Here is a 12,508-nt window from a genome sequence, read left to right as displayed (position 1 = left end):
GGGGCTATTGTAATCTTCATCCATACCGCTGAAAGAGCAGCGCCATAAGATAAATTCAAAAGATAAATTTGGAGGGGTTATACATCATGCAGGAACAGGATATGGGCAAGCGCGCCATGATCTCAGCATGGATCAGCCTGATTAGCAACATCCTATTAACCGGCATTAAGATTATTACAGGACTTATGTTCAACAGTAAGGTGCTGGTAGCCGATGGTGTGCATAATGCCGGAGACGTGATTGCCTCTGCAACGGCACTGGGAGCGATGCGCATATCCAGCCAGCCGCCGGATGAGGATCATCCTTATGGTCACGGCAAAGCAGAAGTGATCGGTGCAAGCGTGGTGGCGGTCATATTGTTTGGAGCGGGCATATTTATCGGCTATCATTCGATTGCAGCACTGTTCGAACCGATGCCACAGGAGCATATACTGGCATTGGTGGCCGCCATTATTTCCTTGCTCTGGAAACAGTGGCTGTATATCTACACGATTCGTATCGGGAGAGCGGCCAATAGTCAGGGTCTTATTGCAACGGCAAAAGATCATCTCGCTGATGTGTACGCCTCTGGGGCTGCTGTACTGGGTATCGGATTGGGGCTGATTGGGGAGCACTGGGGCATTTCAATCTTATCTTACGGTGACCCTATTGCGGGATTCGTAGTGGCATTGCTAGTTCTGAAATTGGCGTGGGAAATGGGCCGTGAATCCATAGATGTGCTTATGGAAAAGGCGATTGCAACGGAGGAAATTGAGAGCTACGCCGCAGCCGCACTGAGTGTAGCCGAGGTTCAACGTATTGACCGTATCCGTGCCCGTGAGCACGGCCATTATATTATCGTGGATATCCGCGCTTCAGTGGATGCCTCTTTGACGATTCAGCAGGGACACGATATTATTCGACTGATTAAGGGGGCTGTCATGAAGCGGGAACCGCGGGTTTATGAGGTGCTTGTCCATTTGAATCCATGGTATGCGGACGACCACTAGAACAGACGGCGCGAATTGACAGATAACTTGCAGGAAGGGTATGCTTTTAAAAGCCGAACGATGATGAATAAAAGCGAGGTTACCCGAAAATATGCGAAAATTTTTAAAATGGTTAGGCATTTCTGTGACTGCGGCGGTTCTTTTAGTGGGCGGATATTATACGTATTCTATATATCATTTTACGAATCAAATTTCAGTTGCTTCCGGACAGGATTCGAAATTCAAACCGCAGGCACAAACTCAAACCAATGTACAACCTGTAGAGGTATCGCTCCCACCGGAATGGGATGGGACAGAAAGAGTGAATATTCTGCTGCTAGGCGGCGACTCCCGTGGAGAGGATTCAGGGCGTTCTGACTCCGTTATGGTTGCTTCTATTGATCCGGTTACGAAAAAGGCTACACTGATGTCGATTCTTCGTGATACCTACGTCAATATCCCAGGTCATGGGCAAAGTCGATTGAATGCTGCCTTTTCCTACGGGGGACCGGATTTGACCAGACAGACCGTGAGCGACCTGCTGGGCATACCAATTCAATATTATGTATATACTGATTTCAATGGTTTTATTGCGCTGGTTGATTCTGTGGGTGGTATTGACCTGGATGTCGAAAAAGATATGCATTATACCTCCAAGGCGGATAAACACCAGTTTGATATTGATTTGAAAAAGGGAATGCAGCACATGGACGGTAAAACAGCCTTGCAATATGTACGCTTCCGTCATGATGCGACTTCCGATTTTACGCGTACGGAGCGGCAACGCAAATTCATTACTGAGCTTGGCGGTAAAATTCAGTCAACCTCATCTCTAATCAAACTGCCGAGTATTTTAAATAGCATTTCTCCTTATATTGAAACGAATCTGAGTACTACGGAAATGCTGCAATTGGCTTCATTGGGCTTTAATATCGATGCAACAACAGTAGCGAAGCAGCAAATCCCGCCGAATGAATTGGTGCGCGGGGAAACCATTAAGGGTGCGCAGGTATTGGGTGTAGACGAAAGAAAGCTCAAGCGCTTCATACAGAATCTTTTTGAACAGGAGAACAAACCTGTGACCACGACGGTGGATGCTGCAACCACGATAAATGATACTCCATAACCCTCGAAAGCAAGCGAAGTTCGTACGATGACGTACAACTTTGTTTGCTTTTGTGTTTATTTGGGTATAACCTTGTATATTTTGTTCCAAAAATATATCGTATCTATGAAGAACGTATACTCATTTGTGTAAAGAGAAGGGGAATGTGGTGTGGAAATAACTCCGGCATGGAAAGACCGATTCAAGAAGTTTTTTCTGAACAACAAGTTTGTGTTATTCCTGCTGGTACTGCTGCTGATCGGCTTGAATATCTTGGTGCTTACCAAAATTTCATACATATTCACACCTGTCATGGTGCTGTTAAAAACGATCATTCTCCCTGTCATTTTATCCGGCGTGTTGTACTATCTGTTCAATCCGTTGGTTGATGTACTGGAGCGTAACAAGGTGAAACGAGTATACTCCATTGTTGTATTGTTTTTGCTCATTATAGGAGTTATTGCGATTGTGGTTACATCGGTGGTGCCTGTAATCCGTGATCAAATACAGGGTCTTATCCAAAATTTTCCTGACTATAGCGAGCAAGTACAACGACAATTCGAGAAACTGATCGGCAGCGATTTTGTAAACCAGTTCCAGAACACGACTCAAATTAATCCATCAGAGCTGGCCTCCAAAGCTTCTGAAAAGTTATCTAGCTTTATTAATAATGCATGGACGGGTGTGGGCAGCTTTTTGGGCGTGGTTACAGAAACGGTACTTGCGATTGCCACGGTTCCATTTATTCTGTTCTACTTGCTAAAAGATGGACACAAGCTACCACAGTTTATCCTGAAAATGCTCCCGCCTATGTTTCGTAAAGAAACAGATCGCATTATGACCGAGATGAATCATCAGGTCAGTTCCTATATTCGTGGGCAGATTATTGTCAGCTTCTGTATTGGGGCGCTGTTGTATATTGGTTACCTAATCATTGGATTAGACTACTCTTTGACGCTTGCAGTCATTGCATCCTTTACGAGCGTTGTCCCCTACTTAGGTCCCGTCATTGCCATTACACCTGCGTTAATTGTAGCCTTGGTTACCTCACCGATTATGCTGCTCAAGATGGTTATCGTGTGGACAGTCGTACAGCTCATTGAGGGTAAATTAATTTCTCCACAAATTATGGGCAAATCTCTTCGGGTACATCCGATCACGATTATCTTCGTTATTCTGACCGCAGGCAATTTGTTTGGTGTGGTGGGAATTGTACTGGCGGTTCCGGGGTATGCTGTCTTGAAAGTAATCGTTACACATTTGTATAGTTTCTTTAAAAAGCGTTCGCATCTCTATGAGGCGGATAAAGGGAACGCAAGTCTTTACGAAAAATAAACTTTTCCACTATAAAATTGATATGGGCCCCTCTTGGGTAACTGTGGCTACGCGTGCTATAATTAATGCCTATCCTTATTCCCAAATAGAAAGGTCAGACTTTTATGATAAAACTCAGCATTCTTGACCAATCTCCGGTATCGGAAGGCATGACGCATGCGCAGGCATTACAAAAGACCGCTGAGCTTGCTATAGAGGCGGAACGCTTGGGTTATCATCGCTTTTGGGTATCAGAGCATCATTCTGCAGCAAATCTCGCTGGGTCCAGCCCGGAGGTACTGATTTCACATCTGGCCGCCCGTACTCGGGCCATTCGAGTGGGGTCGGGTGGGGTGATGCTGCCTCATTACAGCGCTTATAAAGTAGCGGAAAACTTTCGTGTGTTGGAGGGATTGTATCCGGGACGCATTGATTTAGGTCTGGGACGGGCGCCTGGAGGAATGCCCATTGCTACCAGAGCCCTGCAAGAAGGCAAAATGCGAGGGGGTGTAGATCTATACCCTGAGCAGTTGGATGACCTGTTAGCTTATTTACATGACAGCACAGGCAATAATCACCGTTTCGGTTCGCTACAGGCGATGCCGCTTATAGAAACTGTACCGGAAATGTGGTTGCTCGGCTCCAGTGGTGATAGCGCAGGTCTGGCAGCCGAGCGTGGCGTGGGCTTTGCGTTTGCACAGTTCATTAATGGTGAAGGCGGCACAGGGGCTATGAAGGAATACCAGGAAAGCTTCCAGCCTTCCCAGCATAGTGACCAACCACGTTCGCTTGTTGCCGTATTTGCGATCTGTGCGGATACCGAAGAGGAGGCCAATCGCTTGGCTTCCAGCATGGACTTATCTCTTGTACTATTAGAGCAGGGAATGCGCTCCGCTGGAACACCTTCCGTGGAAAAGGCACTGGCGTATCCGTATACGCCGTTTGACCGGATGCGGATACGTGAGAATCGCAAACGTATGGTGGTCGGTTCGCCCGAACAGGTGAAGCGTCAGATTGAGCAATTAAGTAAGGACTATAATGCACAGGAGATCATGGTTGCGAGCATTATTCATGACTTTGACGCCAAAATGAAATCTATACGTCTCATGGCCGAAGCATTTGGACTGTCTTCTGTACAGTCATAATGCAATTCGCCGGATTTGAAAGATCACAGCTTCGAGGAGCTGTGATCTTTTTTTGAATTTTTTGAGGAAATATTGGATGATATGCACTGTATGATATAGGAAATAAACCAGTTAACACTTGATAATGATTATCAATATCTTTATTATATAAAGATAGAATGAAGTTTTGATGAAAGTCGTGCGTTAAGCCCGTGACTATATATATTGGATAAGGGAAAGGGATGATTCCACATGTTTCGTCTGAAAACGGCAAATCTGGATATTGCTTATGAAGATCGATTGATTGTAGAAGATCTGAACGTAGAAATACCGCAAGGGAAAATCACAGCCTTGGTGGGCGCAAATGGTTCTGGCAAGTCCACCATTCTGAAGACGATGGCTCGCATCATGAATCCTAAGGGCGGCAGTGTTCTACTTGACGGTAAATCCATTCATAAGCAATCCACCCGGGAAGTAGCTAAGCAGCTGGCTATTTTGCCGCAAAATCCGACTGCACCGGAAGGATTAACCGTGACGGAACTGGTATCTTACGGACGTTTTCCTTATCAAAAAGGTTTTGGTTCCATGAAAGCGGAAGATCGCAAAATGGTAGAGTGGGCCATTCAAGTAACGGGAATGAGCGAGTTCCACGATCGTCCGATTGATCAGCTTTCTGGCGGTCAGCGTCAGCGTGCCTGGATTGCTATGGCACTTGCGCAGGATACGGATATTTTGTTTCTGGATGAGCCGACGACATTTTTAGATATGGCGCATCAACTGGAAGTGCTGCATTTGCTGGAGTATCTAAATACTTCGGAGGAGCGCACCATTGTTATGGTTGTGCATGATTTGAACCATGCGGCCCGGTATGCTCAGCATATGATTGCAATCAAAAAAGGGAAAGCTGAGGCGGTAGGAACTCCAACTGAGGTTATGTCCCCTGATGTGCTGCGTGAAGTGTTCGGGATTGAGGCTGATATTGTAACAGATCCTCGTACAGGTGTACCGCTCTGTCTTCCGTATGCTTTGGCTGGGCAGCCTGCGGTAAGCCAAGCCATAAAAGATATGAATGTGGAAGATAAGCAACCTGTGGGTTCTGTTGCTGAGCGACGTGATGCTAGAGCACAAGTAGCGGCAAGAGGTTAAAGGGGACATACCATGAAACCACTGGATTACGATCAGCTTGAGCAACTAGCAAACATAGTGAGAGTCACGCCGGAGGATGCTGTATATTCCGGGCCAGTGGCCGAATGGCTTGAACCAGATAAGATCCGCTCTGTGATGGAGTATTATGGCGATCTTCTGCGTGCTGAAGACGATTTAACCGCAGCCGTTTACTTTGCGAACCAGTTGCGTGGCCTCGTGTTTGCGCAGCATTTTATGGTATCACTGTGTGAACGCCGTTGGGACCTGTCCGTTTCTAATCTCAGATTTCATATTTGTTATGAAGGTCAATATCCCTCTATTAGTCTTCAGGTCATCGACTTAACAGAGCTGGACAATACGTGGAACAATGGGGATCACCGTTCTTCCGAACAGGCCCAGCAAGTGTTACGAGACTTTTACAGTTTGCAGATGCGGCCCCTATTGGAAGCAATTGCTACAGTGGGGAGCGCATCTATCGGCCAAATGTGGGGACAGTTTCCGTTGGCATTGCTGTATTTTAAGGATAGAGTACAGCCATCGTTGACTGATCCTCAGGATGTGGAGCGCTTTGAACAAGATTATATGTATGTGACACGTGAACTTGAGGGAGAGATATTCGGGCGTAAAAGAAATCCGTTTACGGTTCGTCTCGTTGAATTGGACAATCCTTACCGCCCTGGTAAAAATACCTACATGAAACCGTCCTGTTGCCAATATTACAAGACAGGTGGAGGTCAGCGGTATTGTTATACTTGCCCCAAAATGTCCGCTTCCGAACGCGAAGAACGCAGACTCGAAGTGGTGGCATCACGGTAAAGTCTCTGTGGATGTTGGCATGTCCGTCACCTTTTGGTTAAAATAGGTTATGTAACCTAAACCAAGTGACACGAAGGAGGATGCTGTATGTCTGTCTATTCACATAATGCCGTAACACCAGCGAATCAGGAGGTTTCTCTGAATACTTACGCTGGTAAGGTGCTGGTTATTGCGAATACCGCCAGTAAATGCGGACTTACCCCGCAATATGGGGATTTGCAAAAGCTTTATGACGAATATAAGGATCGGGGATTAGTTGTATTAGGCTTTCCTTGCAACCAATTTGGCGGTCAGGAGCCGGGCAGCAGCGAGGAAGCGGCTGAATTTTGCCAACTGAATTACGGGGTTAATTTCCCCGTATTCGCCAAAGTGGACGTCAATGGACCGGATACAGCGCCTCTGTTTGAATATTTGAAAAAGCAACAGCCTGGAGAACAGGAAGATGGGACAATTCAGTGGAATTTTACGAAATTCATTGTGAATCGTGAAGGTGTACCTGTGGGTCGTTTTGAACCGAAGGAGTCACCAGAAGCGATGAAAGCAGCCATTGAGCAATTGCTATAGTAGCTTTGCCTTCATTCCAAAATATATGTTTAAAAAGGTCTGATTTCCGGCATGTCTCCGGGAAGCGGACCTTTTTTTGTTCTCTACATGTGCATTTGTCTAAGGGGGGAGTATCATGTAAAAGTCATGGGCATAATCAGGCCGCCTACAGGGGAAACTGAATGGAGCAAAAAAACATTTCAGCAAACAGTTGATCTCGTATATCCTTTCTTTTTTAAATGTGGACAAATTGTGAATATCACAAAAAGCTATTGTAATGTGAAAAATATCACACTATAATAAGCGCATGAAGTGAAATAAATCACAAACACTAACGAGCTGTTTACGTGAAACTATTCACAATTATTATACAGTTTATGCCCACACACCAAGGAGGAATTCAACATGAAAGTAGCAGTTATCGGATGTACACACGCAGGCACAGCAGCTATCGTTAACACAGCTAAATGTTATCCAGATGCAGAAATTACCGTTTACGAGCGTAATGATAATATTTCATTTTTATCTTGTGGTATTGCGCTGTACGTAGGTGGTGTCGTCAAAGATCCGCACGGCCTGTTTTATTCGTCTCCAGATCAACTGTCTGACTTGGGTGTAGTGACCAAGATGCTTCATGAGGTAACGAGTGTGAATACGGCTGGCAAGTCGCTGCATGCCCGTAATCTCCAAACAGGTGAGGAATTTACAGACACATTTGATAAACTAATTGTGACCACGGGATCATGGCCCATTATTCCAAAGCTGGAAGGCATTGAACTTGATCATATCTTGCTCTGTAAAAACTATAATCATTCCAATGATATCATTGAGAAAGCCCAGCACGTACAGAACATTACAGTCGTGGGAGCTGGATACATTGGTGTTGAATTGGTAGAAGCTTTCCAAATGAATGGTAAAAATGTAACGCTGATCGACAGTGCTGATCGTATATTGAATAAGTATTTGGACCATGAGTATACAGACCGGATTGAAAGTTCCCTGAAGGAACATGGCATTAAGCTGGTACTTGGCGAGACGGTGAGTCGTTTTGAGGGTACGAACGGTAAGGTAAGTAAAGTCGTGACCTCTAAAGGAGAATATGAAACAGAGCTTGTTATTCTCTGCATCGGTTTCCGACCTCAAACGGATCTGCTCAAAGGTCAGGTAGATATGTTGCCTAACGGTGCGATCATTGTGGATAACTATATGCAAAGTAGTTGCCCGGACGTGTTTGCAGCAGGCGACAGTTGTGCAATTCGCTATAATCCGACCGGCAAAACGGCTTATATCCCTTTGGCAACCAACGCAGTTCGTATGGGTACGCTGGTGGCACGTAATCTGGTGCAACCAACCATTGCCTACATGGGAACCCAAGGAACTTCGGGTATCAAAATTTACGAAGACAATATCGCAGGAACAGGCATGACGGAAGCTGCGGCAACAGACGAAGGCATGACTGTAGAAGCTGTAACCATTGAGGACAGCTACCGACCTGAATTTATGCCAACCTCCGAAAAAGTGTTACTGAAAGTGGTATATGAGCAGGAGACGCGAAGAATTCTGGGTGCTCAAATTATGTCGAAGGTGGATTTGACGCAATCCATTAACACGCTATCCGTAGCCATTCAAAACCATATGACTATTGACCAGTTGGCCTTTGTCGATTTCTTCTTCCAGCCGCATTATAACAAGCCTTGGAATTTCTTGAACGCGGCAGGTTTACAAGCTTTGCCTACAATATCCGAACGGAACCCAGTTACTGTATAATTAGATTTGTCTGTGACATTGTTCATAAGTTTGTCAACAATCTGAGGCGTACGGATGAATCCTTATAGTACAATATAGAGTAGCATAAGGATCAGGGGGGAAGTAGCTTATGGGTTTGTTTTATATCCTTTTTCTTGTAGTCGTGGCGCTGATAGGCCTCGGTGGAGTTCTTTGGTTCTTAAGAGCAGTTGAAAAGGAAGAATACAATTAAATGTAAAGCGCGTAGTAGCGCAGTAGATGTAATAATACAGAAAAACAGTCCTTTTTTCAGGGGCTGTTTTTTTTATAGTTACGAAAGTGATTTTTTTCACAAACTTAATCACTGATTTTAAATAAAATATGAAAGAAGAATATTTTAGTGAATAGATATTAAAGGAGCGGGGATATATGGCGAGCTATAAACCGGGGCAAATTGCTGAAAAGACGGTGGAAACAGGAGTGGCCAAGGCGAACAACCCGTGGACTGTGGCGGTGGTACTGGGATTTTTGGCAGGTGCATTTATTGCACTCGGGTTTTTGCTGGATATACGTGTTATTGCAAGTGCGCCTAAAGAATGGGGAAGCATTGCCACCTTTATTGGAGCTGCGGTGTTCCCTATTGGTCTGGTATTAGTTTTGATCGCAGGCGGAGAATTGCTGACCGGCAATATGATGGCGGTCCCTTTGGCGAGATGGGCAGGACGGATTAAGACAGGAGTCATGTTTCGTAATTTGGCGATTATTACGCTCAGTAATTTTGCAGGTGCGTTATTCGTTGCATTTTTCTTTGGGCATGTGCTGGGTTTGACAGAAACGGGCCCTTATCTGGACAAAGTGGTGGATATGGCAGGACATAAGCTACACGAAAGCTTTTTGCAGTCTTTTATATCGGGTATAGGATGTAACTGGCTCGTAGCACTGGCTGTATGGTTGGCATATAGCACAGACTCCATTGGCGGCAAAATTATGGGGATTTGGTTCCCGACCATGGCCTTTGTGGCTATTGGATTTCAGCACGTTGTTGCCAATATGTTTCTCATTCCGGCGGCTATTTTTGCAGGCCACTTTTCATGGGCAGATTATGTTATGAACTTCATTCCGGTCTGGCTGGGGAATTTGGTAGGAGGTAGCCTGTTTGTGGCTGGAGCCTACTGGTTGGCCTATCTGAAAAAGCCTCAAGCCAACGCACATCCAGTGAATGAATCTCCAACTACTTCTTCGGTTGCACATCCAATCCGTTGATTGATCCTACCTAATCACAGTACTTTAAACAGCAATGAACAAAGCAAATCCGCCATGACAGGCCCGGGGGAACGAAACCTGTCATGGCGGATTTTTTTGGGAGTGGTCCATGATTTGGCATGGAGGATGAGTGTGCTCTCGTCCATGATGCCTTGATCTTTTTTACCCTCAGTAAGATATGATGAAACAGGATGTTGAAAAAAATTATAATTCTTAAAAAATCCGTTTTGCTCTATGCAGCAGACGGATTTTTTTAATATTTTGGAGAGCGGCTGTGTGGGAAAATCCTTCTCTTGCCATAGGCCAAAGCTGTGGATATGATAAGATCAGTGTAATTTTTGGAAACGGTAACGGAAAGGAGCATCAACACTATGGATCATCGCAATAGCGCGCCTCGTGAGGCCACGCTTCAACAAGACTTACAAGGGGGACAGCGGATGACGGAGCAGCAGGACGGTATTTTTCCGGCTGTATGCCCGTTAGATTGCCCGGATACGTGTGGGCTCCTGCTTCACAAGGAAAAAGGAAAGATAATCAAGGTGACTGGAAACCCAGATCATCCCATTACCAAAGGGGCTATTTGTAACAAAGTTCGCAATATGACGGAGCGGGTATATGATCCTGATCGGGTGCTCTATCCGTTGAAGCGTATAGGCCCCAAAGGAGAAGGGAGGTTTGAACGAATTAGCTGGGAGGAGGCGGTCAATACCATTACAGGTCGGTTCAAGGAGCTGATCCGTACGGACGGACCGGAATCTATTCTCCCCTACAGCTTTTATGGCAATATGGGCGTATTGAGTGTGGATGGAATGGATCGCCGATTTTTTAATGCGCTGGGTTCAAGCCAACTGGATCAGACGATTTGCAGCGTGGCTGGGAATGAAGGCTGGGCGTCCGTTATGGGTTTTAAGGGCGGCACCAGCCCGGAGGACACGGAGGATGCAGACCTCATTATTGTGTGGGGTGGTAATGTCATTAGCACCAACATGCATCAGGTCGTTTTGGCTGAGAAAGCACGTAAAAAAGGTGCTAAGGTGGTCGTTATTGACGTTCATCGTAACCGGACGGCGCAATGGGGGGATTGGTTCATTCCGTTATATCCGGGGACGGATACAGCGCTCGCGCTGGGTGTTATGAATGTACTGTTCGCTCAAGGACTGACGGACGACGAATTTTTACATCGCTACACAGTAGGTCATGAGGAACTGCGCGAGCATGTTAAGACATATACACCAGAGCGAGTTTCGCGGATTACCGGCGTGCCGGAAGCGGATATTATCCGTTTGGCGGAAATGTACGGAACTGCAAGAGCAGCGTATATCAATATCGGTAATGGGCTTCAGCATCATGATAATGGCGGTATGAACGTACGTGCGGTTACATGCTTGCCTGCGCTCACTGGACAATGGCTGAAGCACGGCGGGGGAGCGTCACGCTCCAACGGCGCTTATGCCAAGATTAACAGCGCCCATCTGGAGCGTCCTGATCTGCGACAGAACCCGGATGCCCGGATGATTAACATGAACCGGATCGGAGAAGCGCTGCTACAGAAGGAACAGCCGATTAAGGCGTTATTCGTATATTGCAGTAATCCGGTAGTTGTAGCCCCCGATTCGGAACGGGTGACTAAAGGATTTGAACGAGAGGATTTGTTCACAGTCGTTCATGACCTATTCCTAACCGATACGGCCCGCTATGCAGATATTGTGCTGCCTGCCGCGTCTTCTTTTGAAGGAACAGATCTATACAAATCGTACTGGCACCACTATATCCAAATGCAGCAGCCCGTCATTGATCCGCTTGGGGAAAGCAAAAGCAATTATGAGCTGTTTAGCCTGCTCGGACGGGCAATGGGCTTTGATGAAGCTGCCTTTACGGAAAGTGAAGAGGAGATGATCGCAGGCGCGCTTGATAATCCAACGAACCCTTATCTCAACGGTGTGACCTTGGAAGCCTTAAAGAAGTCACCTTTTGTAAAGCTTGATATGACGCCAAAGGCCACTTATTTGGATCGTTTAACCACGCCTTCAGGCAAGATTGAGCTATATTCGGAAAAAATGAAACAAGCAGGTCTGCCCGCGATGCCTTCTTATGTGCCGCTGATTGAAGGGTACGACGGAGAGCACCGACCGCAAGCGGACGAGCGGTATCCATTAATGTTTATTTCACCGCCAAACCATAATTTTCTGAATTCTACTTTCGCTAACTTGCCCAAGCATCAGCGACTGGAGCGGGAGCCCTTGCTACAAATTCACCCGGAGGATGCTCAGACAAGAGGCATCGCGGACGGGGAGCCGGTTACCGTATGGAATGATCGGGGGACGTATGAGCTGAAAGCCAAAGTCACCGATCTGATGCTGCCCGGTACAGTGATTAGTCAGGGATTATGGTGGGAAGGCAAAGGACGCAGACAGCGTGTCAATGTGTTAACCTCTGATCGGCTGTCGGATATGGGACAGGGGGCTACTTTCTTCTCAACGGTGGTGAATGTGAAGCGCCAATGA

At 46.2% G+C, this 12,508-nt stretch carries 10 protein-coding genes; all 10 read left to right on the top strand.

Features of this window, described 5'->3' with window-relative positions:
• Positions 1–86: 86 nt before the first annotated feature.
• On the top strand, positions 87–989 hold the full coding sequence (locus tag MKY16_RS22990) for a cation diffusion facilitator family transporter (protein WP_340957145.1): 903 nt from the start codon (positions 87–89) through the stop codon (positions 987–989).
• A gap of 91 nt (positions 990–1,080) precedes the next feature.
• Entirely contained in the window at positions 1,081–2,094 is a 1,014-nt protein-coding gene (locus MKY16_RS22985; RefSeq protein ID WP_013312376.1) for an LCP family protein, read from the top strand.
• Between the two features lie 150 nt (positions 2,095–2,244).
• Positions 2,245–3,408, top strand: coding sequence for an AI-2E family transporter (locus tag MKY16_RS22980; RefSeq protein ID WP_340957143.1), 1,164 nt, complete (start codon positions 2,245–2,247; stop codon positions 3,406–3,408).
• A 104-nt stretch (positions 3,409–3,512) separates the two neighbouring features.
• Positions 3,513–4,532 carry an LLM class flavin-dependent oxidoreductase gene (locus tag MKY16_RS22975; RefSeq protein ID WP_029518548.1) on the top strand — a complete coding sequence of 340 codons (1,020 nt, stop codon included), beginning with the start codon at positions 3,513–3,515 and terminating at the stop codon, positions 4,530–4,532.
• A gap of 231 nt (positions 4,533–4,763) precedes the next feature.
• Positions 4,764–5,657 carry an ABC transporter ATP-binding protein gene (locus tag MKY16_RS22970; protein ID WP_165146097.1) on the top strand — a complete coding sequence of 298 codons (894 nt, stop codon included), beginning with the start codon at positions 4,764–4,766 and terminating at the stop codon, positions 5,655–5,657.
• A gap of 12 nt (positions 5,658–5,669) precedes the next feature.
• Positions 5,670–6,473, top strand: coding sequence for a (2Fe-2S)-binding protein (locus tag MKY16_RS22965; protein WP_340957141.1), 804 nt, complete (start codon positions 5,670–5,672; stop codon positions 6,471–6,473).
• An 87-nt stretch (positions 6,474–6,560) separates the two neighbouring features.
• Positions 6,561–7,037 carry a glutathione peroxidase gene (locus MKY16_RS22960; protein ID WP_069010036.1) on the top strand — a complete coding sequence of 159 codons (477 nt, stop codon included), beginning with the start codon at positions 6,561–6,563 and terminating at the stop codon, positions 7,035–7,037.
• Between the two features lie 384 nt (positions 7,038–7,421).
• Positions 7,422–8,783 carry an FAD-dependent oxidoreductase gene (locus MKY16_RS22955; RefSeq protein ID WP_340957138.1) on the top strand — a complete coding sequence of 454 codons (1,362 nt, stop codon included), beginning with the start codon at positions 7,422–7,424 and terminating at the stop codon, positions 8,781–8,783.
• A gap of 387 nt (positions 8,784–9,170) precedes the next feature.
• Positions 9,171–10,004: a formate/nitrite transporter family protein gene (locus MKY16_RS22950; protein WP_069010034.1), complete on the top strand. Its 834-nt coding sequence runs from the start codon at positions 9,171–9,173 to the stop codon at positions 10,002–10,004.
• 371 nt (positions 10,005–10,375) lie between these two features.
• Positions 10,376–12,508, top strand: a complete 2,133-nt coding sequence (locus MKY16_RS22945) for a molybdopterin-containing oxidoreductase family protein (protein WP_340957136.1) — start codon at positions 10,376–10,378, stop codon at positions 12,506–12,508.

Origin of the sequence: Paenibacillus sp. FSL L8-0641, from assembly GCF_038006265.1 — a bacterium.
GTDB classification, from domain to species: Bacteria; Bacillota; Bacilli; order Paenibacillales; family Paenibacillaceae; genus Paenibacillus; species Paenibacillus polymyxa_D.
Note: the sequence above shows the minus strand (reverse complement) of the source record. Positions and strands in the feature narration are given on the sequence as shown.